This window comes from Kribbella sp. VKM Ac-2566 (assembly GCF_004366005.1).
GTDB classification, from domain to species: domain Bacteria; phylum Actinomycetota; class Actinomycetes; order Propionibacteriales; family Kribbellaceae; genus Kribbella; species Kribbella pratensis.
On the sequence record NZ_SODT01000008.1, the window covers coordinates 1,562,899 to 1,587,903 of the forward strand.

Below are 25,005 nucleotides of genomic sequence, written 5' to 3' on the forward strand. Positions count from 1 at the left end.
CGTAGAAGTGTGGGATTTACGTGTCAATAGACCACCGTTGCTGAGGATGAAACGGCCCGTTGACGGTCAATTCCCGTGAACGTTAACTTCACACCACATCCACCTAATCCGCCCTGGGAGGCACTGCGTGACGACATCCGACGTGCGCGCCGCGCTACTGTCCGCCGATCCCCGGCTGTCCAAGTTCTCACCGTTGCCGCGGATCCTGGCCTTCGACGAGTTCGACAGCGGGACGCACGGCTGGACCGAGCTGCTCGGCAACTACAACGGTCGCGGCGACCTCAGCACGGTCGACGACCACATGCGCGACTTCCGGCCGCCACAACTGTCGGCCTGCAACTTCTTCGACATCGGTACGCACGGAGCGCTCAGCGGCACGTACGCGCTCAAGCTCGCGACCCGCCCGTACAAGGGTCACACGGCGGTCGCGATCCGCCGGCTCACGATGAGCGGCCGCGGCCTCGTCCAGCTCGAGACGTACTTCGCCTTCAAGTCCGAGGCGACCCTCGGGGGCGGCGCCGAGCTGGACAACTTCGGCGACGTCCAGTGGGACGGCAACACGCACCCGTCCGAGGCGCAGTTCGGCGCGTTCACGGTCGCCACCGACCTGTGTGGCGACGGCGGTCTGCGCTACCACACGGTCGCGCGCTACCAGAACACCGACCTGGACAACCACTTCACCCGGCAGTGGATGGCACCGACTGTCCCCGAGCCGACGCCGCGCGAGCACTTCGAGGGCAAGGTGAAGCTGGAGTACGCCGCCGACTTCACCGCGCCGAACCCGGAGGACTGGCAGGCGTTCGGCGAGCCGCAGGAGCTCTGCTACAACGAGGTCCCGACGAAGGTGAACTGGCACTACCTGCGCTGGCTGATCGACACCGACAAGCGGCGCAACGTGGAGCTGCAGGTCAACGACCGGGTGATGGACATGCGCGACGTCCCGGTTCCGCCGTACGAGGAACGCTACGAGACGCTCGAGAACCTGCTGAACTTCTACTTCTCGGTCCGCACGCACAGCTCGGTGCGCAACTTCCTCTTCCTCGACTCCGTCCTCATCTCGGTTGATTGGTAGGCCCATGCGACAGTCCATGACGGCGGTGCTGGAACGCGACACGACGTTCGACACCCGCTTCGCGACCGAGCCCTACGAGGTCGCCTGGGCCGGTGAGGCGCGCTGGTTCGTGCAGCACGTCGGCGGCGACGGTACGGCGACGTACGTCACCCAGGTCTCCCCCGACGGGCTCACCTGGTGCGACCTGGACGACCTGGAACATGTGGTCGAGCCCGGCGCACTGGTGAGCTGGCCGGCCACCGGGTTCGGTCACTGGCTGCGGCTTCGCGCTAAGGTCGAAGGCTCGGTGCAGGTACGGATCCACCTGGCCGTGAAGGCGTAAGAGAGGTTCGGATGACGGAGGGCCCACGGCCGCGGCCGACGTTGCGGGACATCGCGACGGCGCTCGGCCTGTCGGTGAACACCGTGTCGCGCGCGCTCGGCGACAAGGACAGCGTCAGCGCGAGCACGCGGGCCGCCGTCCAGGCCGAGGCCGCGCGGATCGGGTACGTCCCGAACACGCTGGCGCGGTCACTGGTGCTCGGCTCCGCGATGACACTGGGCCTCGTCATCACGAACCCCTCGAACCCGTTCTACGCGCAGCTGATCAGCAGCATCGAGCTCCGGGTCCGCGCCCAGGGGTACTCGTTGCTGCTGCTCGTCACCGACGAGAGCGTGGAGAACGAGCAGCGCGCCACCGAGGCGTTGCTGCGCTCCGCGGTCGACGGCGCCGTGGTCGTACCGGTGCAAGCCGAGTGGGACCACTGGCGCCGCGTCCGGGACAGCGGGATCCCACTGGTGTTCGTCAACCGTGACGTGCCCGAGCTCGACTGCGACATGGTCGGAGTCGACTACGAACGCGGGTCGTACGAGGCCACCAGCCACCTGATCGCGGGCGGTGCGCGCCGCCTGCTCCTGTTGGAAGAAGACCTGCCGATCACCACCACGGCCGACCGGATCACAGGATTCCGCCGAGCCATGGCCGACGGCGGGCTCGAGGTCTCCGACGACCTGATCCGCACGGTCCCGACGCGACGGTACGACTCGTTGGCGCTGCCCTGGCAGCCGGAGGAGGCGTACCGTTTCGCGCAGTCGCTCGCCCTGCCGGACGCGATCGTCACCGGCAACGACTACTTCGCGCTCGGCCTGCTCCGGATCCTCGCCGAACGCGGCCTGCAGGTCCCGCGCGACCTGGCGATCACCGGGTACGGCGACCACCCCTACGCGGCGTACCTGCAGACGCCTCTCACCAGTGTCCGGCTGCCGGCCGCCGAGGTCGGTACGACGGCAGTTGACCTGCTCCTGCAACGGCTGAAGCGGGATGCGAACGAGCGCCCGCGCAAGACGCTGATCCGTCCGGAGCTGGTGGTTCGCGCGTCTACTCGGACTCCAGCCAGGCTCTGACCGACTCGTTGTGCTCGCCGAGCCGCGGCGGCGGGAGGTTGGTCTCGCGCGCACCGGCGTACTGGTTGTCGTCGAAGCGCAACGGCGGGCCGGGGAGCTGGATGGCACCAAGCGTCGGGTGCTGGACGTCGATCAGCAGCCCTTGTGAGCGGGTCTGCTCCCAGTCGTACACCTGCTGGAAGTCGCGGACCTTGCCGGCCGGGATCCCCTTGTCCGCAAGGCGTTGCAGCCACACGTCGGCGTGATCGGTGGCGAACGCGCCCTCGATCGCGGCCGTCAGTTCGTCGCGGTGTGCGACCCGCTGGGAATTCGTGGCGAAGCGCTCGTCGGCCGGGTCGAGTGCCACGATCGGCGCGAACAACCGCCAGAGGCCTTCGCTGCCGATCGCGACCTGCACGATGTCGTCCTGGGTCCGATAGAGCCCGTACGGCGCGATTTGCGCGTGATGATTGCCGACGCGTTCGGGCAGCTCGTGGGCGACCGTCCACTTCGTGCCGTGGAACGCGTGCACGCCGACGACCGAGGCGAGCAGGCTGGTCCGGACGACCCGGCCCTTGCCGGTGATCGATCGCTCGTGGAGTGCGGCCAGGGCGCCGTACGCGCCGTACATCCCGGCCAGCAGGTCGGCGATCGGGGGGCCGACCTTCGTCGGCTCGGTCTCGCCGGTGATGCTCATCAGGCCGCCCTCGCCCTGGGCGATCTGGTCGTACCCGGCGCGGCCGCCCTCCGGGCCGTCGTGCCCGAACCCGGTGATCGACAGGATCACCAGGCCGGGGTTGAGCTCGTGCAGCCGGTCAACCGGGAACCCGAGCCGGTCCAGCACACCCGGCCGGAAGTTCTCGATCAGGACGTCGGCCCTGCGGACCAGCTTGGTCAGGAACTCCTTGCCCTCGTCCGACTTCAGGTCGGCGGTCACCGATTCCTTGTTGCGGTTCGCCGACAGGTAGTACGTCGACTCGCCGTCCACGAACGGCGGCCCCCAGCCGCGGCTGTCGTCGCCGCCGTTCGGTGTCTCGACCTTGATCACCCGCGCCCCGAGATCCCCCAGCATCATCGCCGCATGCGGCCCGGCCAGCGCACGGGTCAGATCCACCACGACGACGTCCGAGAGAAGGTTCTGCACGAGGTCGAGGGTAGGCGAGACAGCGGCGGCCGGCAGTGACGCCGTTCTCACCCGGGCGGCTCGACGACGCTGCGAACGGCGGCCAGCAACGCTGAGCGGTGCTCGCTCAGGCGCCGGGCGGACGAGGCTTCGTCCTCGACCGCGGCACGCAGCCCCGCCGGCGCACTCAACCAGCTCTCGGTCATCCGCAGCACGATCGCGAACAGGTCCGCGGCCGGGATGTCGGCGCGCAGCCTGCCGTCGCGCTGCGCCGCGGCGACCACGTCGAGACGTTCGCGATAACTGGCCAGCTCCGCGTCGGTCGGTTCGGCGCGTTCGAACGCGCGCCAAATGGCGATCCGCCTGGCTTCCGGATTGGCCAGCACGTAGTCGAACCGGCTCGCGGCGAACTGCGTGAGGTCGCCGTCCTCGAGCGGTACGGCCTTGACGACCGCCTGCGCCTGGTCGTCCACGACCGCGTCGAACAGGGCGTCCTTGTCGCCGAAGTACACGTAGATCAGGCGCTTGTTGACACCCGCGCGGTCGGCGATCCGGTCGATCCGGGCACCCGCGAGCCCGTACTCCGCGAACTCCTCCGTCGCGGCGCGCAACAGCAACGCCTTGGTGGCCGCTGCATCGCGTGGGCGCCGGGTGCTGCGGTCGGACATGTAGCTCACCCTCTCATCCAGGTCAGGCACCGACGACGGCGGTCAACTCGTCCAGCCGCCGGGCGCCGTCGATCGCGCGTTCGACGACGGTGCGCGCCTGGTTACCGAGGGCGTCGACGGCACCGCTGAACAGCTGCATGTCAAGGAGTTCGAGCGGTTGCAGGTGGTGCACGTTCTCCGAGGTGATCGAGGGGCCGATGGCTTGCAGGGCGAAGCTGCTCGCCGATCCGGAGCGCAGTACGTCGAGCAGCGGCCGGATCGGCAACTCGAGGGACCGCGCCAGATCGAGCACCTCGATGACGTTTTGGTGGTTCATCATCATCAGGGCGTTGTTGAACAGCTTGCCGTACTGCCCCGAGCCGGCCGGGCCGACGTGGATGACCTCCTTGGAGAAGGTCCGGAAGACCGGAGTCAGGCGCTCGACGACCTGCGTCCGGCCGCCGACGATCGTGGTGAGCTGCCGCGCCAAGGCGACGGCGCGGCCGCCACTGACCGGGGCATCCAGCACCTCGACGCCGTACGGTTCGGCGAGCCGGGCGAGCTCGCGCGCTGCTTGCGGCAGACCGGTGCCGTGATTGACCAGGACAGCGCCGCGACGCATGTTCTCCAGCAGGCGACCCTCGACCGCGACCTGGAGGTTGTCGGAGTCCTCGCGGAGGCACAGCCCGACGATGTCGCTGACCGCCGCCAGCTCGGAAACGCTCGAGTGGGTTGTGAAAGCGTGGCCCTCCAAGGCCATCAGCGACTCGGGGCGCCGCGCCCAGACGTGCAGCGGATAGCCGCCGTCGGCGATCGCCTGCGCGATCGGGGCGCCCTGGTCGCCGAATCCGATGAAGCCGACCGTGGGCTTGTTGTCAGACATCGCAGATCCCCTACCACGCCAGCTTGCCGGCAGCGTCGAAGAACTCGCCGCTCGGTCCGTCCGGAGCGACCTGCGCCAGCCTGACGATGACCTCGGCGCCTTGCTCGACGGTCTGAGTCCCGGCGTGGTGGTTCAGGTCGGTGGCCGTGAAGCCTGGGTCGGCGGCGTTGATCCGGACGCCTGGGAACGCCTTCGCGTACTGCACCGTGACCATGTTGACAGCGGCCTTCGAGGCCGGGTACTCGACACCCGGGTAGAAGTGCGACGGCGACTGCTGGTCCACGAGGTCGCGCACCAGGGAGAGGCCACTGCTGACGTTGACGACGACGGGAGCCGCGGAGCGCTGCAGCAGCGGCAGAAAGGCGTGCAGCGTCCGGACCTGACCGAACACGTTGGTCTCGAACACGGTGCGCATGCTGTCGGCTGTTACGTCGCCGACGGCGAGGAAACCGCCGTCGTCCGCGCGCGGCTCGATGCCGGCGTTGTTGACCAGCACGTCGAGACCTCCGTCGGCCTCGACGGACTTGGCCGCGGCCTCGACGGACGCGTCGTCGGTCACGTCGATCTGGACGAACCGGGCCCCGAGGGCTTCGGCGGCGGTGCGGCCGCGCTCGGCGTCGCGGGCGCCGACGTACACGGTGTGGCCGGCGGCGATCAACCGGCGGGCCGTCTCGAAGCCGATGCCCTTGTTCGCGCCGGTGATCAGGATGGTGGACATGATCTACTCCGTTCGATGAAGTAACTAACTGGATATATACAGCATGCACGGCGCACGGAAGTAAGTCAACAGTTAGTTACATGTGCGCCGGCGCTGCTCGATCGAACCACTCACGGTTTCCGGACGTGTCCCGACCAGGGGGACGACCGAGCACCCCATGGACCAGGAGGAATCATGTCCGTACGCACGACCATCGCGGCCACGGCCGCCGTTCTCGCGGCAGCTGCCTTCGGGATGCCGGCCGCGAGCGCCGCACCGGCCATCCCGCTGAACGGCGGGCAGGAGGCCGCGGCCGCCGACCCGGACGGCCACGGGTTCTTCACCTACACCATCGAGGGCACCACGTTCTGCTGGACCCTGAGCTGGCACGACATCGAGCCCGCCACGGCCGCACACGTCCACCTCGCCCCGCGCAACGTCGCCGGACCGGTCGTCATCCCGCTGTCCGTGGCCGCGAACCCCGGATCGGGTTGCACCACGATCAGTGCCGACCTCGCCGCCGGCATCACCGCCGACCCGAAGGCGTACTACGTCAACATCCACACCGCGACGTTCCCGGCAGGCGCCATCCGCGGCCAGCTGAAGTAGCTCAGCTCACCTTGCGGGCCAGGGACGCGAGCCGATGGGTCACGTCCCTGGGCCGCTCCTGCATGAGCATGTGTCCGGCGCCGGGGTAGATCCACAGGCGTGCGCTCGGGAGCTCTGCGGCGATGCGGTTTGCGTGCCGCGGCGGGAGGAGGCGGTCGCGGGTGCCGTGCATGATCTCGACCGGCAGTTGGTCGAGCACTTTCAGCGCGTGTCCGCGATCGTGCTCCAGCATCGTCTCGAAGAATCCGCCGTACGACGCCCCGGGCACCACAGCCAGGTCTGCCATGAACAGCTCGACCTCGGCCGGATCCGGGTTCTTCCCGAACACCACCCGTCGTAGAGCCGGCCGTTGCAGGGCGGCGGCGAGAACCGCGGCACCGTGCGCCGCGCCGGCGACGCGCCCTCGATCGGCCAGCTCCGCCGCACGCGCTTCCGCCGCGGCCACACGCGCTTCCGCCTCGGCGGCACGGGCTTGCGCTCGGCGCGCGTCGCGGCGATCGATTCTTTTACCGACCGCGTTCAGCACGCGTGGTGCGATCCGGGTGGCTGCGGGGTCGAACCTCGTGGGGAGGCCGAGGGCGCCTTCGGTCAGGCGGCCCGAGGTGGTGCTGACGAGGGCCGCCGCGCGGATGCGGGAGCCGAAGAGTTCCGGGTGCCGGTCGGCGGCCGCCATCAGGGTCATGCCACCCATCGAGTGCCCGGCGTACACGACCGGGCCGTCGCCGACGACCTCGTCGAGGACCGTGACCAGGTCGTCGGCCAGCTGATCGAGCCGCGTCGTACCGGCAGGCGCAGCGTCCGAACGACCGTGTCCGCGATGGTCGTACGTGACGACCCGCACGGCATCCGGCCCGAGGATCTGCGGCAGGCCCTCCACCTGGTTGTGCCAGGAGCGCGTCGAGCAGGTCCACCCGTGCACGAGCAGCACCGTCACTGGCGCGTCGGCCGGCCCGGTCATCTCGACGTTCAGCCGTACTCCGTCCGCGGTCGTCACCCCGGACCGCTCCAACTGGATCGTCACGCAGTCTCCCGTTCCCGATCGCCGGCGGCGAGATGAGCCGCCCGCATCCGTCCGCCGCGGGCGCCGCGCCCGACCAGCCAGGCGATCCCGATCACCTCGAGCAGCCCGACGACCGCGAGCAGCGCGTAGCCGGCGTTCCACATCCATCGTGGCACGTCGGTCCGTTCCTCGCGGCGCAGCGTCTGCTGTTCGTTCACGAACTCGACCGTCTGCCCGTTCGACACCTGGATCGCGGGCTTCGCGATCGCCAGGTCCTCCGGCGCGTACACCCAGGCCGCCACCATGTCCCGCGGCCCCTGGTGCAGCCGGATCATCGACTTCCACTTCCCGTACATCGGCAGCGGGTCCGCCGACCGGTACGTGCCGTCGGCAACCTTCTGCATCGAGTGGTACACCAGCCCGCCGCCCTGCCAGGCAAGCGCCTCGAACCAGCGCGCCCCGTCGACATGGGCCGCCGCGTCAGCAGGCGTGAGCGTGATGGTGACGTACGCCGTCGGCTCGGCCCCCGTGGCCACCCGCTCCAACGACACGACCCCGGACACACCCGCATCCGCTGTCCGCGGCACGCAGAAGAGCACCGTCGCCACCACCGCGACCAGTCCGACCGCACCCAGTTGATGAGTACGCCGGACCGCGACCGGGCGGATGTGCTTGATCCCGATCGCGCGGTCCTCGCCGGCCACCTCGGCGTACCGGGTCGCGAGCCAGGCCCCGACCAGGCCGGCGCCGGCTCCGACGATCACGCCGTACCCGATCGCGGACGGCAGCATCGACGACGGCCACGCGATCGGCATCCAGACCTGGCTCCAGGCGTACTCCGCGACCACGCCGACGGTCCCGATCAGGACCCCGGAGACGAGCCCCAGCCGGAAGCGGTTCTTGTTGCCGAGGGCAAACGCCACGACCTCGACCAGCAGTGCCTCGACGATCAGCAACGGGAAATGCCCGACGATCTCACCGAGCGGCTCGGCGACCGCCCACGCGATGCCGCCGCGGATCACCAGGTACACGGCCAATGCGGCGAACGTCGTCCCGGGACCGCGGCGCGCCCGCAGGATCGTGAACGCCATCGCCGAGCCGAACACGATCAGCAGCGGCTGCAGGATCAGCGGGAACTGCGGTACGCCGTAGTTGAACTCGGTGCTGAACAGGTCCCACGCGATCAGCAGCGCGCCGACCGACACGAGCTCCTGGAACAGCCGGCGCTTATTGATACCCATCAGTTGCTCGACCTCGGCGATCGCCAGCAGCCGCGCGAAGATCGAGAAGACCACGCCGCCGATCATCAGCAGGTGCGTCGGCCCCCAGAGCGTGACGTCCTCACCGAACAGCCGGTGCCAGACGTCGTCGAGCGGGAACCCGACGAGCGCGAACGTGCCGCAGACCGTGATCAGCGCGGCGCTGCACGGGATCCGCCAGCCCTTGGTCAGCTTGATGGTCCTGGCCGGCAGTGGCTTCCGTGCGAGTGCGATCGGCAGTACGCCGGAGACGATCACACCGAGGATCCCGAAGAAGATCGGGTAGTGCGCCGGCGTCCCGAACGGTCCGGTGTCGCGGCCCTTGTCGATGTGCACCGCGATGTCCCACCAGACCCCGAACGCGCAGGCAAGCAGCGAGACCGCGTGCAGGTACGGCGTGAGTGCGGCCCATCGGGGGACTCCGTCCAGTCTCCCGATGGTGTCCGCGAACCTACCTACCAGCGTGACGCGGCCGGTGCGTTCGCGCCACAACAGCCCGGCGAGTGCGACGTACAGCAGCCCGACCACGCCGGTGACGATGGCGATCTGGTCGAACGTCGCCGTACCGGTGGTCGCCAGCGGGATGACCATGGGACTCCTTCGGGACACTGCGTCGTTTCCAACACAGAGTATGCGCCATGGGTGATGTTACATCAGCTATGTAACGTGAAGTCTGGAAGACTGTCAAGGGTGGATGCACAGGACGAGGAGCTCACCGTCGACCAGCTCGCCGCCAAGGTGGGCATGACGGTGCGGAACGTACGCGCGTACGCCGGGCGCGGCCTGATCCCGCCGCCGCGGCTGGTCGGCCGGACCGGGTACTACGGCCAGGACCACGTGGCCCGGCTGACGCTCGTCCGCGAACTGCTCGCCAAGGGGTACACGCTGGCCGCGGTCGAGCGGATGCTGGGCGAACTGCCCGACGGCGCGATGGCGCTCGGCGTCTTCGAAACCCTGGTGAATCCGTGGACCCCGGCCGAGCCGGAGGTGCTCGACGAGTTCCAACTGGCCGAGCGGGCCGGCGTACCGCACGATCCCGCGGTGATCGAGCGGCTGGTCGAGCTCGGGATCGCCGAGCGGCTGGACGACGGGCGGCTCCGGATCGCGAACTCGGACCTGCTGCGGACAGGCCTCGAGGTGATCAAGCTCGGCGTACCGATGCAGGCGATCTTCGAGATGCTGCCGAAGCTCTTCGCGCAGGCCGACGCGGTCGCCAAGACGTACGTCGAACTGTTCCGCTCGACCGTCTGGCGCGACTTCACCAACGCCGGCATGCCTACGGAGGGATGGCCCGAGATCCAGCGCACGCTCGAGGGCATCATCCCGCTGGCCGGACAGGCGCTGGTCGCGGCGTTCCGGGAGGCGATGTCCCGCGAGATCGAGATCGTCGCCTACGAAGAGCTCGGACTCGACCCGAAGACGCTGCCCTCGACCGGCTAGACGCTACCGGCGCTCACTCGCCCAGTCATCCACTCTGCGCAGGCGTTCGACTCGGTCGGCGAGGTTCTCGGCGGTGATCTGTCTGTCGACGTACCGCCCGTACCAGTGCACGAAACTTGTTGCCTCGCGCATCAGTTCGAGCTCGCGGAGCGCGGACAGCTCCGCATCCGTCAGCGGGAACGCGTCGAGGTACCCGCGCTGGAACGCCGCACTCGGGTGTCCGACCTCCCCGAAGAAGAACCGGCCGACCGCGAGATCCATCGCCCGGAAGCCGACGCCCGCGGTCTCGAAGTCCAGGATCGCGGTGACCCGGCCGCCGGCCATCAGTACGTTCGTCATCGCGAAATCGCCGTGGATGATCTGCCGCGGCAGGTCGGACCGCGGGCCGATGCCGGTGAGGATTCGGGCGACGTCGTCCCGGTCCTCCGCGGACACGCCGTCGATGACCCGATCGATGCTCGGCACCCGCGGGTGGACGTTGGTCAGGTCGCCGTCCCACACGAACGGCGGCGGTAGCTCGGTTGGGTCAAGCCGAGCGAGTGCATGGTCCAACTCGGCCAGTGCACGTCCGCACGCCTCCGCGCTCGCGGTATCGCCGCGCCCCGGGTGCTCGCCGGGGATGCGGCGACTCAGACTCGCCAGGACCGTCTGGCCGTTGAGTTCGCCACGTAGTGCGGTTTCTCCGTCAGCGGGCACGGGCACCGGTACGGCGAAGGACAGTCCGCTCAAGGCCCGCAGTACCGCATGCTCGTATGTTGGAGCGATCGCATTGCGGTGGATGCGCAGCACGAACTCGTCGCCGACGTAGTACCCGGTGTTGTTCGTGCCTTCGGTGAGCGGGCGTACGTCGTACGCCTGAAGTCCCCAGCGCTTCAGCAGACTGTCCACCCCTGCATCCTCCCTGAGGGAAGGTCCGGGGGCAGATAGGTAATCCTCCGCATGCCTGAACCGGTCCTCATGCGCGAGCGTATAGCTACCAGGACACACCAGGCAGGAGGAAGAGGATGCGCCAGATCCAGATCCGCCGGCGGCCCCGCACCACCACGACCCGTCGGCAGACTCAGACCCTCGATCTCCGGACCCCGTCCGGACGTCCCCTGCCGTTCTGAAAGCTGACTGCAATGAAACTCCGACTGCATGTCCACCGCGTCCGCTCCGGCGGCTGGTGTGCCGACATCGACGACGACAACGACCGGCAGCCCGACGACCCCTACTGGTGCGTCGACGCGTGGCCGACCCTCGAGTCCGCCCTCGCCGCCGGCTGCGCCAGGCTCGCCGAACTGTCCCGCACGACCGCCCCGTCCCGCGTCAGCGGGTACTACGAACCGGCTCTGGCCGCCTGAACCAACGGGGATTGAGGCCCGGCGAACCGCAGGGGGTTTGCCGGGCCTCACTTATTCCCCGGGTGATGTCCTATTTCTTGGTGAGGTCGCGCCGGTCGGGAAGATCACCTAGATCGGAGTTCCAGTCGTCCTCGTCGTCGGGGAGGTTCGCGTCGTTGCGGCGGGCGATGCGGACGAAGGCGAGGATCAGCAGGATCGGGCCGAGGACCATCGCGGTCTCGGGAATCCCGCCCAGGTGCAGCGTGATCATTTCGCCGATCATGACGCCGTCACCAGAGCGATTCCGCCGGCCGTGAAGGCGACCATCGCGGCCAGCATCGGGTACTGCGCCCTGCGCAACTGCCGGCGCCGGAACAGCTCGGCAGCGCGATCATGCGCGGACACGACCCCGAGTACGTGCCCGAGCACGATCGCACCGATCTGGACCCCCGCGATCAGCCCGGTCCCGAGGAACGCGTAGTCGATCCGGGTACCGCTCGTCCCGAGCAGGTTCCACCCGCGCCCGAACGGGTCGGTTGCGAGCAGCCAGCCCTCCTGACCCTGGAACATCGCGAACGAGAAGTAGTGCGCGACGGCGTACCCGATCGCGATCGGCACCAGCGAGTGCACGAACGCACCCGGCAACCCGGCGGGACCAATGGCGGCAGGTCGGATCTGCGCCGCGCCGGTTGCCCGTGCGGCCAGCAGGAAGAGGGCCGTCACGATCGCGACCGCGGCGATCAACCCCAACGTGTAAACAGGGATGTGGCCCAGCCCACCTGTCAGTCGTGTCCACACCGACCAGCGGGAGATTCCGTCGAAGGCCGTCGACCCGAGCAGCAGACACAGCAGCCCGACGATTCCCGGCTGCTGCGGCATCGTCGCGAGTCCGGCGAGCGGATTCCGCAGTTCGAGCCGGCCACTCGCGCCGCGGCCGAGAGGGCTCAGTCGGCCGAGCGTCTCGGCGTACACCTCGAAGCTGTCCCCGATCGCGAACCAGGACGGGCCGTAAACGATGCCTGCGGCAACATTCAGGACGGCGTACGTCGTGGTGAAGATCGCGACCACCCGCGGGTCGGAGCCTTCCGGGTACACCAGTTCGAGCCAGAGGAAGCCGGCCAGACCGGCCACTGCAGGCCAGTACGCGATCCCGTGCGGGAGGGGCCGGTACGCCGTACGCCGTACCAGGCCCGCGACCGTCCGCAGCGGGTTCGCCAGCCGCCAGATCGGTCCGCAGAGCAGCGAGAGCGGGATGATGCCGACCCAGATCCAGATATACAGCCAGGTCGGCGCCGGATTCAGGGACGGCTCGGGTTTGCCTAACCATGCGGCCCCGAGCAGGAGTGCCAGCGCCGCTAGCCCGGCCAGCTTCAGTACGACGCGCGTCGCCGGGTGGTCGACGATCCGGGTCAGGACCTCCAGCGGCCGGCCCATGGCCCGCTCGAACCGCGGGCGCGACCAGAACGCGGCGAGCGCGAAGAACGACACCGCGACGGCGGCGCCGGCGGAGTAGATCGCCAGCCACAACGGCACCGGCAGGTCCCCTCGACCGCCGATCCCATGCAGTGGCAGCACCGCGTACTCCGATCCACCGGACTATTCGACCGATCGAATGTAACACGACTGATGTCACATAGCGAGGGTCTGATATTCGGCGGGATCGAAGCGCCGGGTGAGCTGCCGGAACCGGAACGTGAACGACGGCCACAGGGTCGTGTTGCGTCCCTCCGAGTCCAGGTACCAACTGGTGCAGCCGCCGCGGGTCCAGATCGTGTTCCGCATCGACGAGCGGACCCCGTCGACGAACGCGCGCTGCACATCCCGCCGTACCTCGACCTCTCGCAACCCCTGGGCATCCATGGTCTTGAGCGCGTCGAGGATGTACGCGATCTGGGACTCGATCATGAACACCATCGAGCTGTGCCCGAGACCGGTGTTCGGGCCGATCAGCATGAAGAAGTTCGGGAAGCCGGCGATCGCTGTACCGAGATGAGCCTCCATGCCGTCGGCCCACGCCTCGCGCAGCGAGACACCGTCGCGACCGTGCACCATGTCCATCACCGGCAGGTCCGTGACCTTGAAACCGGTGCCGTGGATGATCGTGTCGACCTCGTGCTTCACTCCCTCGGTCGTGACGATGCCGGTCGGCGTCACCTCGGCGATCCCGTCGGTGACCACCTCGACGTTCGGCCGCGCCAGCGCCGGGTAGTAGTCGTCGGAGATCAGCACGCGCTTGCAGCCGAGGGTGAAGTCCGGCGTCAGCTTGGCCCGCAGCAGCGGGTCGCGGACCTGGTGCGCGAGGTGCTTCTCGGCGATCTTCTGCGCCTGCTTCATGATCGCGGGCAATTTGGTGAACCCGAGCACCATCGACTCGCGACCCCAGTAGATCCCGGCCCGGACAGCCTTCTGCACCAGCGGGAACCGCCGGTAGATCGCCCTCTCCGCAGCGGTGATCTTGCGGTCGGGTCGCGGCATCACCCACGGCGGCGTCCGCTGGAACAGATGCAGTTCCTCGACCTCGGGCTGGATCGCCGGCACGAACTGGATCGCCGACGCGCCGGTCCCGATCACGGCGACCTTGCGACCGCTGAGGTTCAGGTCGTGATTCCAGCGCGCCGAGTGGAACACCTCGCCCTCGAAGTCCTCGATCCCGGGCAGCTTCGGGTACGACGGTTCCGCCAGCGGACCCATCCCGGACAGCAGGATGTCCGCGGTGAACGTCTGCTGGTTCGTGGTGATCTGCCAGGCGCCGTCCACCCAGCGCGCGGATTCGACCGTGTTGCCGAAGCGGATGTGCGGGCGAACGCCGTACGACTCGGTGACGTTCCGCAGGTAGTCCTCGATCTCGGGCTGCGGCGAGAACGTCGACGACCAGTCAGGGTTCGGGGCGAACGAGAACGAGTACAGGTGCGACGGCACGTCACACCGGCAGCCCGGGTACGTGTTGTCCCGCCAGGTTCCGCCGACATCCTCGGCGCGCTCCAGTACGACGAAGTCGTCGTACCCGGCCCGCTTCAGCCGGACCGCCATCCCGATGCCCGCGAACCCGGTGCCGATCACCACGATCCGATGCCGCTCGCTCATGCGGTTTCTCCAGCCCGTCGGTAGTTACTCGTGCGGAACTTACTCGTAGTAAGTTACTCGGAGTCAGTTAGACTGCGCAAGTGACCTCGACCACTGTTCCCCCAGGCCCGCCGAAGCGCCGTCGCGACCGGGCCGCGCGGGAACGGGAGATCCTCGAGGCGGCCGAGCGGATCTTCGGCGAGCGCGGATACCAGGGCACGTCGATGGACGACGTCGCCGCGCAGGTCGGGGTGTCGAAACCGCTGATCTACCAGTACTACGGCTCGAAGGACGGCCTGTTCCTCGCCTGTCTCGCCCGGCTCCGCGGCCAACTACTGGACACCGTCGCCGACGCGGTGCTGGCGGCGCCGGACGCCGAGGACGCCCTGTACGCCGGGTTCCTGGCCTGGTTCCGTTTCCTCGACGAGCACCCGCAGGCGTGGTCCGTCCTGGTCGACGAGGGCATGCTGAGCGCCGGCCCCGCCGCGGAAGCCACCGACGAGGTCCGCGCGGCCTTCATCGAACTGATCGCCACGATGGTCCGGATGAACCTCCCCGCCGGTCGCCCCGTCGACGACGACGAGGTCCAGATCGTTGCCCAGAGCATCTCCGGCGCCACCGAACGCCTCGCCATCTGGCGCACCCGCGCCGCCACGCCGCCCACCCCCGAAAAGGTCGCGCGTACCCTCCAAGACCTCCTCTGGCAGGGCCTCCACACCCTCAAGACCACCTGATCACTGGCGACCGCGTCGAGGATCCGGCCGTGGCTCCGACGTACCCGGCAACTCGACGAAAGGATCCTCAGATGCCCAAGGTGTACGCGCAGGCGTCGGTCTCGTTGGACGGTTTCATCGCCGGCCCGAACGGAACCGGCTTCGACCGTCTGTTCGCCTGGTGTACCGCTGGAGACGTCGAAACCCCGACCAGCCAGCCCGACCGGCTGACGTACCGCACGAACGCAGCCACCGCCGCCTACCTCCGCGACCTGCTCGAAGGCACCGGCGCGCTCGTCGTCGGCCGCCGCCTCTTCGATGCCACCAACGGCTGGAACGGCTCACACCCACTCGGCAAACCCGTCTTCGTCGTCACCCACGAACCACCCACCGACTGGGTCGACACCGATACGCCGTACACCTTCGTCACCGACGGCGTCACCGCAGCCATCGCCCAGGCGCAGTCCGCCGCCGGCTCACTCGACGTCGGCGTCGGGCCCGGCACAACGGTCGTCCAGGCGCTCGACGCCGGGCTCCTCGACGAACTCCGCCTCGACCTCGTCCCCACTACCCTGGGCTCCGGCACCGCCATGCTCGAAGGCCTCACCAAGTCACACACCTTCACCGACCCCCAAATCATCAACGGAACCGGCGTCACCCACCTCATCTACAAACTTCCCTGACCCCGGGTGTCGGATCGGGGTCGAGGAGGTCGTAGTAGTGGTGAAGGCGCCGCCGAAGGCGCCCACCAAACAGGGAGAACAACATGACCGCCAGCTACACCTTCGACATCTTCTCGAGCCTGGACGGCTACTCGAACAGCAGGACGTTCGGCGGCTACTTCGGGAAGCAAGGCCCGGAGTTTCTCGAGCACCGCTTCAACCAGTTCGGTGAGGAGCAGCGGCTGGTCCTCGGGGCCAACACCTTTCGGGGGATGGCGGCGATGCTGGCCTCGAGCTCCGAAGGGTCCGAGGTCCGGGACCCATGGGTGACCCGAATGCGGAACCTGCCGACAACGGTGGTGTCGAACACCCTCGAAGGACCACTCGACTGGCCGGACGCCACTGTCCTGAACGGCGACCCCATCGAAGCCATCGCCCGTCTCAAGAAAGAGTCGGACGTACCGCTGCGCTCCCACGGCAGCCTGACCCTGAACCGCGCCCTCCTGGCCGCCGGCCTAGTCGACCGCGTCCAGGTCACGATCTTCCCCGTGATCACCGGCCAGAGCGGCCTGGGCCGCATCTTCGACAACACACCCGACCTCGACCTGCAACTGATCGAATCCCACACCCTCGACGACAACACCCAAGAACTCACCTACCGCCCCACCCTCCACCCCTAATCCCACCACCCCACCCCACCCGCCTCTGACCAACAGGCGCAAACCACCCTCCCAACGCCAGATCCCCGAACGCCACCACAACCACCACCACGCCAGACAGCGAATCCGCCAACAGAACCACACACCAGACCGCCGGTCCGCCGCTCCCCCGACACAACCGACCACCACATCCACCGCCAACGCGCCGAGCTCGCGAACATCACCACAACCCACCACACCAGACAGCGCGTCCCCCGACACAACCGACCACCGCACCCACCGCCACACACGAAGAGCGTCGCGAAGAGCACTACAACCCACCACCCACACCAGACAGCGGATCCGCCGACACGACCGACCACACCGGACAGCGGGTTCGCCGACACAGCCGCCCACCACACCCACTGCCGCACACGGCGGGCTCGCGAAGGTCGGCACATGTGACCACCGGACCGGCCGCGACGGTGACAGCCGATGGCCGGAGTCACCACCCTGGGCCGCGACGCCGGCAACCACCCGGGACATATTGGGCTGGCTGGCAGCCGCACCTCGGCAACTAGCGCGACGGTGAACCCGTCGTACCGATGATCGGCCAACTCGACCTCAACGACGACCAGCACCCCGGACCGGCTCCGGCGGCCCTGCTGACCTGTGTCGGCGTTTTACTTGCCGCCCTACTTGCCGCCCTACTTGCCGCCCTACTTGCCGCCCTACTTGCCGCCCTACTTGCCGCCCTACTTGCCGCTGTGCTTGCCGTTCTGCTTGCCGTTCTGCTTGGCGAGATCGGGTGACCGGTTATCGCTGGCGGCAGTCAGCCGCATCATCCGCCCGCGGATGTGGCCAGCTCGTGACAACCCACAGGGCGTCACAGGAGCGCGCTGTCCGGCGCAGCCGGGTCTGCGCCGCATGTACCGCTTGACAGCCAGCGCTAGCCGCAGCCAGCCACGCATCCTGTTCGTTCAGCGCCGGGTGGGCTGGTGTTTGCTTTCAGCAACGTTCTTTGACCACCGTTAGGCGCATCGGGGCGGCTGCCGTGGCTCAGCTGGCTTCGGCGGTATCGCCCCATGGGTCGAACGGCCTGACTTCGGCGGTATCGCCCCATGGGTCGAACGGCCTGACTTCGGCGGTATCGCCCCATGGGTCGAACGGCGTGCTGTCCGAGGCGCGACGCGCCGACTCCGCCCTACGTTCGACCGGAGGGTCGTCGCCCCAGATCGCCAGGTACGTCGCGTCGCGTGAGCCACTGGCCGAGTCGCAGACCCGTGCCCCTCCGGCCCGCGAGTGACTGCCCCGCGACTCGCCGGGCGCTGAGTGATCGACTCGCGAAGTCTCGGGCAACAGGCGATCGGCCACCGAGTCCCCGCCCGGCGACGAATCCGCCGACGAATCGTTCGGCTGTAGGTTGCCGGTCGGTGACTGGTCGCCCCGTGAGCGATCAGCGCGCGTGCCCTCGGGCGCTAGATGATCAGCACGCGCATGGTTAGCCCATGAATGTTCGGCTGGTGAGTCTTCAGGCAACAGGCGATTCACACGCGACGCGCCAGGCGGTGAATTGTCGGGCGTGGAGCGCTCCCCCGGCGGTTCGAGGACCCGGGAGGCGGCCTCCGGAAAGGCCGAGGACGTGGGTCGCTCACCCGACGGCTCGTATACCCGGGAGGCGGCCTCTGGTAGACGCGAGGGCATGGGGTATTCACCCGTTGGTTCGTGCGCCCGGGAGGCGTCGTCCGATGGCCCTGAGGGCGTGGGGTACTCACCCGGCGGGCCGGATGCCCAGGGTGCGTCATCCGGTGGTTCGTGTGTCCAGGAGGCGTCGTCCGATGGACCTCCAGACGTCGGGTACTCACCCGGCCGCACGGGTGCCCAGGGTGCGTCATCCGGTGGTTCGTGTGTCCAGGAGGCGTCGTCCGATGGACCTCCAGACGTCGGGTACTCACCCGGCCGCACGGGTGCCCAGGGTGCGTCATCCGGCGGTTCGTGTGTCCAGGAGGCATCGTCCGATGGACCCGCAGGCGTGGGGTGATCACCCGGCGACTCGTTTGCCCGGAAGGGGTCGTCCGGGAGGCCCGCAGGCGTGGGGTGATCACCCCGCGACTCGTTTGCCCGGAAGGGGTCGTCCGGGAGGCCCGCAGGCGTGGGGTGATCACCCCGCGACTCGTTTGCCCGGAAGGGGTCGTCCGGGAGGCCCGCAGGCGTGAGGTGATCACCCGGCGACTCGTTTGCCCGGAAGGGGTCGTCCGGTGGGCGCGGGGGCGTGGGGTTTTCGCCCGGTGGCTTGGGTGTTCGGGGTGTGTCGGCCGGTGGTTGGTGTGGGGGTGTGGTTGGCGGGTCGGCCCAGGTGGGTCTGGTGACGTGGACTTGGCCGTTGGTGATGGTGATGGTCCAGTGGCCGTGGTGGAGGTCGGTGTGGTCGCGGCGGCAGACCAGGGCGAGGTTGTCGAGCTTGGTGTGGCCGCCGTCGATCCAGGAGATCAGATGATGTGCGTCGCACATGACCGGCGGGGCTGCGCAGATGACGCAGCCGCGGTCGCGGGTGTCGAGGGCGCGGCGCATCGCGCGGGTGACGAGGCGTTCTCGGCGGCCGACGTCGAGGGGTTCGGAGTTGGAGCCGAGTACGATCGGGATGACGTTGGCGTCGCAGGCGAGGCGGCGGATGGTGGCGGCGGACAGTCCGTTGCTGTAGACGGTGTGCCCGATCGCGTCCGCGGTGGCTGCCTTGAGGTCCTGGAAGTCGATGGTGACGGTGAGGTTCGCCTTCGCCCCGAACCCAGGCACTGTGTCCACCACGTCACCACCCACACCAGCCACCGCACCAGCACTCGCACCACCGCTCGGACCTGCTACGACACCAGCAGCGACACCGGCAGCGACACCAGGCTGTTGGCCGTCTCCTGCAACAGCGTCCGAGCCATCATCCGCGCGAACGTCCGCGCCACTCGGCGCGTCGACCGTCGTCTCCGCCGTTGAGGCTTGCGCCATGGCGCCTGTCTCTGTTGAACAAGTGTCTCTGGAGCCAGCGGACCCGGAACCAGCCTCGGTGGAATCGGTCGCGGTGGAATCGGTCGCCGGGGAGTCAGCTGCTCGGGAGTTTGCTGGTGCGGTGGGGCGGGGCATCGTCGGTGAAGGGGTGCCGGCGTCCAGGGCGGTGGCGGCGAGGGTCAAGGTGGTGGTGAGAGCGTCGGCTTGGCGTTTTTCGCGGGAGCGGGGGGTCTCGCTCGCCGTCGACGGTTTTGTGGGGGCGGGCGCCGGTGACGATCAGGGTGCGGAACAGTTCGGCGTTCTCGTTGGCAAGATAGCCCTTGAACTTCACGCCGCGGTCAGCGGTCGTCAAGGTCAAGGTTTCGCGGGCGGCGGCCTTGTGTTCTTCGGGTTCGGGGCCGTCGGTGTCGAGGATGTCGCGGGATTGTTCGGCGGCCTTGCGCAGGTCGGTCGGACACAGGTGCCGGGCCAGGCGGACCAGTTCCTGTTCGGCGAACTCCAGATCGGCCACCGGCACCGTCGTCGGCACCTTCTCCAGCGCGGTGACGATTGCCTCGGCTTGCGCCGGCCGCAACACCACCTCAGGAATCTCCCCGTCCCGGTCGTCTGCCACATCGGCCACATCGGGGAGGGCGGCGGTGACGGATGGGTACTTGGGGAGCGCGCGGGCCAGGCGGACGTCGCGATACGCGCGGGAGTGGTCGAGGCGGTAGCGGAACTCCAGGTACTGCACCATGTCACGGGCACCGACCCGTTCGGCATACCCCGAGGAGTCCATCGCCGCGACCAGCCGCAACCGCCGCGTCTCAAGCAGCGCCAGCTCGGCATCGGCCCGGTCGAGAGCACGCGCCAGCTCCGCATCGCTCATCAACTCGGCCGGTTTGTCCATGTAGCAAAGCCTAGACACCGCCACCGACAGTTTTCAAAGCCAGAACCCTTTATTTTCAAGGGATTCTGTTATCCACAGATCTCCACCGGCCCTTGCGCGGAAGGCAGCTAGTGTGCAGTGAAGTCGGTGAGGATGTCGGCGACCGAGGCCTGGCCGTTGGGGAGAGTGTCAGGGAAACGGCCCATGTAGTAAGGGATTGCGATGATCACTAGGGAGAGCGCCCAGCCGCGGGCGCGGAGCCAGGTGGCATTGTCGACCTCGAGCGCTTCACGGTAGGCCTTTCTGGACTCGCCTTCGAAGATCCACCACGCGGGCAGTACGTCACCTGCAGGGTCGGCGGCGCGCGCCGTGGCGAAGTCGATCACTGCCGACAGCTTGCCGTCAGCAACTAGCAAATTGCCCGACATCAGATCGCCGTGGATCCACCTCGGCGTACCGTCCCAGGTGTCGGCCGCCAGGGACTCCTCCCACGCTGCCAACACGCGCTCGGTGTCGAAGTGCTCACGCAGCTCGTCCAGCGCCTCGCGGAACATTTCGTCCCGCGGCGCCAGCGGCGTACCGCGACTGAACGGATCGTCGTCCGGAACCGGCGCGCCGGTCGTGTCGACTTCTCGCAGAGTCCGGACGAAACGGGCCAGATCATGGGCGGCCTGTGTGCTGTCGATGGACTCCGGCGTGAATGGTGCCCCGGGCAACCAACGGTAGACGCCCCAGGTGAAGGGATAGACCTCTGACGGCTGACCGAGTTCGAGTGGTTCCGGAATCGGCAGCGAGACGTACGGCGCCAGGCGTGGCATCCAGGTCAGATCCATCTCGACCTGCCCCTGGTTCCGCGACGTCCGCGGCAAGCGAACCGACAGATCGTCGCCCACGCGGAAGGTCACGTTGTCGGTGCCCGAACGCTCGACCACCCGCACCGGCAGCCCTGCCCAGCGCGGGAACTGCTCCGCCAGCAGTCGCTCTACCACCGCGGAGTCGATTTCCACCTCGTCGTCATGCAGCTTCGGAACACCCGTCACGGCGCGACCCTCACACCCGGACGACGCACGGTCAACCGATTTCGAGCGGCGCGCGTGCGCGAGAATGATTCCATGACGAGTCCCCCGCTCCCCGAGGCGTGGCAGCGCGCCGAGGTTCCCCCGCTGCCGGCCATCGGACCTGAGGTCGTCGACGAGTTCGCCCGTACGATCTACGGCCGTACGCCGGAAGGTGGGCGACTGACCGAGCTGGTACTGCGTTCGCGGGAGAACGGCGTCCTCGACGGGGCAGCCGACCGCTTGCGTCACCACGCGGTGATCGCCTGCCCACTGGGCGACCTCGAGCTCGACACCGTCACCCACCTCCCGGCCGGAGCGAGCGCCGAACACCCCGTACCGGTCGTCGTCGCCCTCAACTTCAAGAGCGACGAGGTGCCCTCCGCGAAGGTGATGAAGGCCGGGTACGCCGTACTAGCGGTCGACTACCAACAGATCGAGCCCGACGACCCGGCACCGCCCGCACCCGGCGTACGCGCGCTGTTCCCAACCCAAACGACCGAGACAACCGACGAGACAACCGAGACAACCGAGCCATGGGGAGCGGTCGCCGCCTGGGCGTGGGGACTGTCCCGCCTCCTCGATATCGCGGACGGAATCGAAGGCGTGGATCCCGCGGAGCCGGTCGTGCTCGGGCACTCCCGGCTGGGCAAGGCCGCGCTGTGGGCGGGTGCGCAGGACGAGCGGTTCGCGGTCACGGTCGCCAACGGGTCCGGTTGCTGCGGCGCGTCGTTGTTCCGGCATCCCGGTGGCGAGGACATCGCCGCGATCACCACGAAGTTCCCGCACTGGTTCGTCTCGTCGTTCTCGACGTACGCCGGTAACGAGAGCAGCCTGCCCGTGGACCAGCACCAGCTGCTCGCGAGCATCGCCCCGCGCCGCGTGTACGTCGCCAGCGCCGAGGACGACGCCTGGGCCGACCCGATCGGCGAGTACCTGGCCGTCGTCGCCGCCCGGCCGGCGTTCGGCACGGACGGCATCGGCTACCACGTCCGCCCCGGCACCCACGATCTCCTCGAAGAGGACTGGCTGCACGCCCTGGCCTTCGCGAAACGGTGACTCCCGTCAGTTCCCGAACAGCTCGTGGATGGCGGCTTCCTGGTCGTCGGTCAGGTCGGTGTGGATGAGCTTGGCCCGGAGGCCGGTCCTCCGGAAGGTTTCGCGGACCTTGTCCGCCACCTCGTCGCTGGACAGCAGGAACAGCGCCGACGTCCCCGGCGTGACCTGGGCGCGTACCTCCTTGATGAAGTCGTCGTCGATCCCGACGTCGATCAGGGAGCCCGCCACCGCTCCGGCCGCCGCGCCGATCGCAGCTCCCGCCCAGGGCATCAGGAAGATCGTTCCGAACAGCATCCCCCAGAACATCCCACCGACCGCTCCCGGACCTGTCATGTTCCGCACCTGCCGGGTCCGCGGCCGCCGCTTCTCCGGCTGCCACGACACCGAGGCCGCGTCATGGATCCGGATCAGCTTCTGCTTCGCCAGACTCTCCAACGTGCCGATCGCCTGGTTGGCCCCGTCCCAGGTCTCGAACTTCCACACCGTCAACGTCGCCATCGCACCGCTCTCCTCGCGCCCATCCGCCGACTCCCGCGTAGCGCGTGCCTGCTGGGGTACGCCGATCCGCACCCGAACCCCCGCCGCCAGTCCACCACGCGTCCGCCGCACACCGACCCTGCTGTGCACGATTCCCGCCGCACCGCGCGCTCCAGTACCCACTTCACCCACCCCGATCGCAATCCCTGCCTCAACACTTCACTGGACGCTCCCTCTCACCCGTCAGTTGCCGACTTTCTCCCCAGATCACGAGTCCACCACCGCAAGCCATCCGGTGCCAGGTCTCACCCGCACCCGGCTGACGGATGTCATGGGTGGGTCGTGACGAGCGATCCAGGGGTGCGACGGCCCGCTCCAGCAGGCTCTAGGTATGACGACAACGACTGCGGTCAGCCTGCGGGGTGTGACCAAGAAGTATGCGGACGTGCAGGCCGTCGCCGGGGTGGATCTGACCATCCGGGCCGGTGAGGTGGTGGCGTTGCTGGGGCCGAACGGCGCCGGTAAGTCGACCACGATCGAGATGCTGCTCGGCCTGGTGAAGCCGGACCAGGGCACGGTGCAGGTGTACGGCGGTACGCCGACCGACGCGATCGCCCAGGGGCAGGTCGGCGTGATGCTGCAGAGCGGCGGGATCATCGAGGACGCCAAGGTCGGCGAACTCCTGAACCTGGTGGCCGGACTGCACAACGACCCGATGCCGGTCGAGGAGGCACTCGAGCGGGCCGGGATCGCCGACCTCACCAAGCGGACCATGAAGGGTCTGTCCGGCGGCCAGAAGCAGCGGGTGCGGTTCGCGATGGCGATCATCCCGCAGCCCGACCTGATCGTGCTGGACGAGCCGACGACCGGTATGGACGTCGAGTCCCGTCGCGACTTCTGGGCGTCGATGCACGCCGAGACCGCCCGCGGCCGCACGGTGCTGTTCGCGACCCACTATCTCGAAGAGGCGGATTCGTACGCCGACCGCGTGGTGCTGATGCGCAACGGCAAGGTCGTTGCCGACGGCACCGCCGCGCAGATCAAGGCGAGCGTCTCCGGCCGGACCATCCGCGCCACGATCCCCGGCGCCGATCTGGCCGCGCTCGCCTCGCTGCCCGGCGTACGGAACGTCGAGACGCGCGGCGATGTGGTCCTGCTGCAGTGCGCCGACTCCGACAGCACGCTTCGGCATCTGCTGGGCAACACCAAGGCCCACGACATCGAGGTCACCTCGGCCGACCTCGAGGACGCGGTCCTCGCGATCACCGACCAGAACAAGGCCGACCAGAACAAGGCACAGGAGACCCTGGCATGAACCGCGACTACCTGATCTTCGACATCCGCCGCACCCTGCGGAACCGGCGGGTGCTGATCTTCTCGATCCTGATGCCGCTGGTGCTGTTCCTGATCTTCGGCCTGACGATCCCGCAGGACGCCAACGAGGCCGGGATCTCCGCGATCGCGTACGTGATGGTCAGCATGGCGATGTTCGGCTCGATGTCCGCGGCGATGAGCAGCGGCGGCGTGATCGCGGCCGAACGCGACGGCGGCTGGAACCGGACGCTGCGGCTGACCCCGCTGAAGCCGCAGGCGTACGTCGTGAACAAGGTCATCCTGAGCCTGCTACTGGCGGTCCCGCCGCTGCTGGTCGTGTTCGTCACCGGCATGGTGTTCGGGCACGTGCACCTGAGCGCCACCCAGTGGCTGACGGTCGCGCTGGTGTCGTGGCTCGGCGCGCTGCCGTTCGCGGCGATCGGCCTGGTCATCGGGTACATCGCGAAGCCGGACAGCGTGCAGCCGATCACCGGCCTGAGCACGATGCTGATCGCGGCCTTCGGCGGCCTGTGGCTGCCGGTCGACCAGATGCCGTCGATCATGAAGCACATCGCCCAAGTCACGCCGGCGTACTGGACCGGCCAGACCTCGCGGAGTGCGCTGACGGCGAGCGGCGTGGACACCCACGCGCTGCTGGTGGTGATCGGCTGGACCGTCGTCCTCGGGCTCATCGGACTCCGCCGGTACCGCGCGGACACCGCCCGCGCCTGAACCACCCGTGACT

General features: G+C 68.4%; 27 protein-coding genes. 13 read left to right on the forward strand and 14 right to left on the reverse strand.

Features of this window, described 5'->3' with window-relative positions; genetic code table 11:
• Positions 1 to 127: 127 nt before the first annotated feature.
• The 3 genes from EV647_RS10395 to EV647_RS10405 are packed head-to-tail and all read left to right on the forward strand — an operon-like array spanning position 128 to position 2,455.
• Positions 128 to 1,072 carry a DUF6772 family protein gene (locus EV647_RS10395; RefSeq protein ID WP_133791060.1) on the forward strand — a complete coding sequence of 315 codons (945 nt, stop codon included), beginning with the start codon at positions 128 to 130 and terminating at the stop codon, positions 1,070 to 1,072.
• Between the two features lie 4 nt (positions 1,073 to 1,076).
• On the forward strand, positions 1,077 to 1,394 hold the full coding sequence (locus tag EV647_RS10400) for a hypothetical protein (RefSeq protein ID WP_133791058.1): 318 nt from the start codon (positions 1,077 to 1,079) through the stop codon (positions 1,392 to 1,394).
• Between the two features lie 11 nt (positions 1,395 to 1,405).
• Entirely contained in the window at positions 1,406 to 2,455 is a 1,050-nt protein-coding gene (locus EV647_RS10405) for a LacI family DNA-binding transcriptional regulator (protein ID WP_134001368.1), read from the forward strand.
• Here the strand turns inward: EV647_RS10405 and EV647_RS10410 are convergent.
• From EV647_RS10410 to EV647_RS10425, 4 genes are read right to left on the reverse strand one after another with little or no spacing between them, the layout of a single operon-like run.
• Positions 2,430 to 3,578 carry a CaiB/BaiF CoA-transferase family protein gene (locus EV647_RS10410; protein WP_134001370.1) on the reverse strand — a complete coding sequence of 383 codons (1,149 nt, stop codon included), beginning with the start codon at positions 3,576 to 3,578 and terminating at the stop codon, positions 2,430 to 2,432. The two genes, EV647_RS10405 and EV647_RS10410, sit on opposite strands and share 26 nt — an antisense overlap.
• A 47-nt stretch (positions 3,579 to 3,625) precedes the next feature.
• Complete coding sequence (locus tag EV647_RS10415) at positions 3,626 to 4,225, reverse strand: TetR family transcriptional regulator (RefSeq protein WP_134001372.1); 600 nt, start codon at positions 4,223 to 4,225, stop codon at positions 3,626 to 3,628.
• A gap of 22 nt (positions 4,226 to 4,247) precedes the next feature.
• Positions 4,248 to 5,087, reverse strand: coding sequence for an NAD(P)-dependent oxidoreductase (locus tag EV647_RS10420; protein ID WP_134001374.1), 840 nt, complete (start codon positions 5,085 to 5,087; stop codon positions 4,248 to 4,250).
• Positions 5,088 to 5,097: 10 nt separating this feature from the next.
• On the reverse strand, positions 5,098 to 5,805 hold the full coding sequence (locus EV647_RS10425) for an SDR family NAD(P)-dependent oxidoreductase (RefSeq protein ID WP_134001376.1): 708 nt from the start codon (positions 5,803 to 5,805) through the stop codon (positions 5,098 to 5,100).
• Positions 5,806 to 5,979: 174 nt separating this feature from the next.
• Here EV647_RS10425 and EV647_RS10430 point away from each other — a divergent pair, with 174 nt between their 5' ends.
• Complete coding sequence (locus tag EV647_RS10430; protein ID WP_134001378.1) at positions 5,980 to 6,393, forward strand: CHRD domain-containing protein; 414 nt, start codon at positions 5,980 to 5,982, stop codon at positions 6,391 to 6,393.
• Between the two features lies 1 nt (position 6,394).
• Here EV647_RS10430 and EV647_RS10435 read toward each other — a convergent pair whose 3' ends face one another.
• Positions 6,395 to 7,414 (reverse strand): alpha/beta fold hydrolase, encoded by a 1,020-nt coding sequence (locus tag EV647_RS10435; protein WP_238177130.1) that lies wholly within the window; start codon positions 7,412 to 7,414, stop codon positions 6,395 to 6,397.
• Complete coding sequence (locus EV647_RS10440; RefSeq protein WP_134001380.1) at positions 7,411 to 9,243, reverse strand: hypothetical protein; 1,833 nt, start codon at positions 9,241 to 9,243, stop codon at positions 7,411 to 7,413. Before EV647_RS10440 ends, EV647_RS10435 begins: the two co-directional genes overlap by 4 nt.
• Before the next feature lie 99 nt (positions 9,244 to 9,342).
• On the opposite strand from EV647_RS10440, the gene EV647_RS10445 reads away from it, so the two are divergent.
• Positions 9,343 to 10,092: a MerR family transcriptional regulator gene (locus tag EV647_RS10445; protein ID WP_238175260.1), complete on the forward strand. Its 750-nt coding sequence runs from the start codon at positions 9,343 to 9,345 to the stop codon at positions 10,090 to 10,092.
• A gap of 3 nt (positions 10,093 to 10,095) precedes the next feature.
• Here EV647_RS10445 and EV647_RS10450 read toward each other — a convergent pair whose 3' ends face one another.
• Positions 10,096 to 10,980 carry a phosphotransferase enzyme family protein gene (locus EV647_RS10450; RefSeq protein WP_166680271.1) on the reverse strand — a complete coding sequence of 295 codons (885 nt, stop codon included), beginning with the start codon at positions 10,978 to 10,980 and terminating at the stop codon, positions 10,096 to 10,098.
• Positions 10,981 to 11,213: 233 nt separating this feature from the next.
• Between EV647_RS10450 and EV647_RS10455 the strand changes: the two genes are divergently transcribed.
• Positions 11,214 to 11,435, forward strand: a complete 222-nt coding sequence (locus tag EV647_RS10455; RefSeq protein ID WP_134001386.1) for a hypothetical protein — start codon at positions 11,214 to 11,216, stop codon at positions 11,433 to 11,435.
• A 70-nt stretch (positions 11,436 to 11,505) separates the two neighbouring features.
• On the opposite strand, the gene EV647_RS10460 is transcribed toward EV647_RS10455, so the two are convergent.
• The 3 genes from EV647_RS10460 to EV647_RS10470 are packed head-to-tail and all read right to left on the reverse strand — an operon-like array spanning position 11,506 to position 14,498.
• Complete coding sequence (locus EV647_RS10460; protein ID WP_134001388.1) at positions 11,506 to 11,685, reverse strand: hypothetical protein; 180 nt, start codon at positions 11,683 to 11,685, stop codon at positions 11,506 to 11,508.
• A gap of 8 nt (positions 11,686 to 11,693) precedes the next feature.
• Complete coding sequence (locus EV647_RS10465) at positions 11,694 to 12,989, reverse strand: hypothetical protein (protein WP_134001390.1); 1,296 nt, start codon at positions 12,987 to 12,989, stop codon at positions 11,694 to 11,696.
• A 54-nt stretch (positions 12,990 to 13,043) separates the two neighbouring features.
• Positions 13,044 to 14,498 carry an NAD(P)/FAD-dependent oxidoreductase gene (locus tag EV647_RS10470; RefSeq protein ID WP_134001392.1) on the reverse strand — a complete coding sequence of 485 codons (1,455 nt, stop codon included), beginning with the start codon at positions 14,496 to 14,498 and terminating at the stop codon, positions 13,044 to 13,046.
• Between the two features lie 80 nt (positions 14,499 to 14,578).
• On the opposite strand from EV647_RS10470, the gene EV647_RS10475 reads away from it, so the two are divergent.
• The 4 genes from EV647_RS10475 (at position 14,579) to EV647_RS41935 (ending at position 17,302) form a co-directional block, all read left to right on the forward strand.
• A complete protein-coding gene (locus EV647_RS10475) occupies positions 14,579 to 15,211 on the forward strand; it encodes a TetR/AcrR family transcriptional regulator (protein WP_134001394.1) in 633 nt (210 codons plus the stop codon).
• Between the two features lie 71 nt (positions 15,212 to 15,282).
• A complete protein-coding gene (locus EV647_RS10480) occupies positions 15,283 to 15,873 on the forward strand; it encodes a dihydrofolate reductase family protein (RefSeq protein WP_134001396.1) in 591 nt (196 codons plus the stop codon).
• Positions 15,874 to 15,956: 83 nt separating this feature from the next.
• Entirely contained in the window at positions 15,957 to 16,532 is a 576-nt protein-coding gene (locus EV647_RS10485; protein WP_134001398.1) for a dihydrofolate reductase family protein, read from the forward strand.
• Between the two features lie 563 nt (positions 16,533 to 17,095).
• Positions 17,096 to 17,302 carry a hypothetical protein gene (locus EV647_RS41935; RefSeq protein WP_166680272.1) on the forward strand — a complete coding sequence of 69 codons (207 nt, stop codon included), beginning with the start codon at positions 17,096 to 17,098 and terminating at the stop codon, positions 17,300 to 17,302.
• Between the two features lie 247 nt (positions 17,303 to 17,549).
• On the opposite strand, the gene EV647_RS10495 is transcribed toward EV647_RS41935, so the two are convergent.
• The 3 genes from EV647_RS10495 to EV647_RS10505 all read right to left on the reverse strand — a co-directional run bounded on the left by EV647_RS10495 (position 17,550) and on the right by EV647_RS10505 (position 21,395).
• On the reverse strand, positions 17,550 to 19,622 hold the full coding sequence (locus EV647_RS10495; RefSeq protein ID WP_370342810.1) for a DUF222 domain-containing protein: 2,073 nt from the start codon (positions 19,620 to 19,622) through the stop codon (positions 17,550 to 17,552).
• Positions 19,582 to 20,376 carry a DUF222 domain-containing protein gene (locus EV647_RS10500; RefSeq protein WP_134001404.1) on the reverse strand — a complete coding sequence of 265 codons (795 nt, stop codon included), beginning with the start codon at positions 20,374 to 20,376 and terminating at the stop codon, positions 19,582 to 19,584. The genes EV647_RS10495 and EV647_RS10500 overlap by 41 nt, the downstream gene beginning before the upstream one ends.
• A 107-nt stretch (positions 20,377 to 20,483) precedes the next feature.
• Positions 20,484 to 21,395, reverse strand: a complete 912-nt coding sequence (locus EV647_RS10505) for an aminoglycoside phosphotransferase family protein (RefSeq protein ID WP_238177131.1) — start codon at positions 21,393 to 21,395, stop codon at positions 20,484 to 20,486.
• Positions 21,396 to 21,467: 72 nt separating this feature from the next.
• Between EV647_RS10505 and EV647_RS10510 the strand changes: the two genes are divergently transcribed.
• Complete coding sequence (locus tag EV647_RS10510; RefSeq protein ID WP_166680213.1) at positions 21,468 to 22,469, forward strand: hypothetical protein; 1,002 nt, start codon at positions 21,468 to 21,470, stop codon at positions 22,467 to 22,469.
• Positions 22,470 to 22,475: 6 nt separating this feature from the next.
• On the opposite strand, the gene EV647_RS10515 is transcribed toward EV647_RS10510, so the two are convergent.
• The gene (locus EV647_RS10515) at positions 22,476 to 23,129 is read right to left on the reverse strand and encodes a DUF1269 domain-containing protein (protein WP_238177132.1); all 654 of its coding nucleotides are present in this window, start codon (positions 23,127 to 23,129) and stop codon (positions 22,476 to 22,478) included.
• A 208-nt stretch (positions 23,130 to 23,337) separates the two neighbouring features.
• Between EV647_RS10515 and EV647_RS10520 the strand changes: the two genes are divergently transcribed.
• Positions 23,338 to 24,261 carry an ABC transporter ATP-binding protein gene (locus EV647_RS10520; RefSeq protein ID WP_134001408.1) on the forward strand — a complete coding sequence of 308 codons (924 nt, stop codon included), beginning with the start codon at positions 23,338 to 23,340 and terminating at the stop codon, positions 24,259 to 24,261.
• Complete coding sequence (locus tag EV647_RS10525; protein WP_134001410.1) at positions 24,258 to 24,992, forward strand: ABC transporter permease; 735 nt, start codon at positions 24,258 to 24,260, stop codon at positions 24,990 to 24,992. Before EV647_RS10520 ends, EV647_RS10525 begins: the two co-directional genes overlap by 4 nt.
• Positions 24,993 to 25,005 lie beyond the last annotated feature (13 nt).

What these genes read in the sequence shown, in the direction of transcription:
- EV647_RS10400 (WP_133791058.1), top strand. Translation starts at nt 1,077, where the DNA reads ATGCGACAGTCCATGACGGCGGTGCTGGAACGCGACACGACGTTCGAC.
- EV647_RS10405 (WP_134001368.1), top strand. Translation starts at nt 1,406, where the DNA reads ATGACGGAGGGCCCACGGCCGCGGCCGACGTTGCGGGACATCGCGACG.
- EV647_RS10415 (WP_134001372.1), bottom strand. Translation starts at nt 4,225, where the DNA reads ATGTCCGACCGCAGCACCCGGCGCCCACGCGATGCAGCGGCCACCAAG.
- EV647_RS10420 (WP_134001374.1), bottom strand. Translation starts at nt 5,087, where the DNA reads ATGTCTGACAACAAGCCCACGGTCGGCTTCATCGGATTCGGCGACCAG.
- EV647_RS10425 (WP_134001376.1), bottom strand. Translation starts at nt 5,805, where the DNA reads ATGTCCACCATCCTGATCACCGGCGCGAACAAGGGCATCGGCTTCGAG.
- EV647_RS10430 (WP_134001378.1), top strand. Translation starts at nt 5,980, where the DNA reads ATGTCCGTACGCACGACCATCGCGGCCACGGCCGCCGTTCTCGCGGCA.
- EV647_RS10440 (WP_134001380.1), bottom strand. Translation starts at nt 9,243, where the DNA reads ATGGTCATCCCGCTGGCGACCACCGGTACGGCGACGTTCGACCAGATC.
- EV647_RS10455 (WP_134001386.1), top strand. Translation starts at nt 11,214, where the DNA reads ATGAAACTCCGACTGCATGTCCACCGCGTCCGCTCCGGCGGCTGGTGT.
- EV647_RS10460 (WP_134001388.1), bottom strand. Translation starts at nt 11,685, where the DNA reads ATGATCACGCTGCACCTGGGCGGGATTCCCGAGACCGCGATGGTCCTC.
- EV647_RS10470 (WP_134001392.1), bottom strand. Translation starts at nt 14,498, where the DNA reads ATGAGCGAGCGGCATCGGATCGTGGTGATCGGCACCGGGTTCGCGGGC.
- EV647_RS10480 (WP_134001396.1), top strand. Translation starts at nt 15,283, where the DNA reads ATGCCCAAGGTGTACGCGCAGGCGTCGGTCTCGTTGGACGGTTTCATC.
- EV647_RS10485 (WP_134001398.1), top strand. Translation starts at nt 15,957, where the DNA reads ATGACCGCCAGCTACACCTTCGACATCTTCTCGAGCCTGGACGGCTAC.
- EV647_RS41935 (WP_166680272.1), top strand. Translation starts at nt 17,096, where the DNA reads ATGATCGGCCAACTCGACCTCAACGACGACCAGCACCCCGGACCGGCT.
- EV647_RS10495 (WP_370342810.1), bottom strand. Translation starts at nt 19,622, where the DNA reads ATGCCCCGCCCCACCGCACCAGCAAACTCCCGAGCAGCTGACTCCCCG.
- EV647_RS10500 (WP_134001404.1), bottom strand. Translation starts at nt 20,376, where the DNA reads ATGGACAAACCGGCCGAGTTGATGAGCGATGCGGAGCTGGCGCGTGCT.
- EV647_RS10510 (WP_166680213.1), top strand. Translation starts at nt 21,468, where the DNA reads ATGACGAGTCCCCCGCTCCCCGAGGCGTGGCAGCGCGCCGAGGTTCCC.
- EV647_RS10520 (WP_134001408.1), top strand. Translation starts at nt 23,338, where the DNA reads ATGACGACAACGACTGCGGTCAGCCTGCGGGGTGTGACCAAGAAGTAT.
- EV647_RS10525 (WP_134001410.1), top strand. Translation starts at nt 24,258, where the DNA reads ATGAACCGCGACTACCTGATCTTCGACATCCGCCGCACCCTGCGGAAC.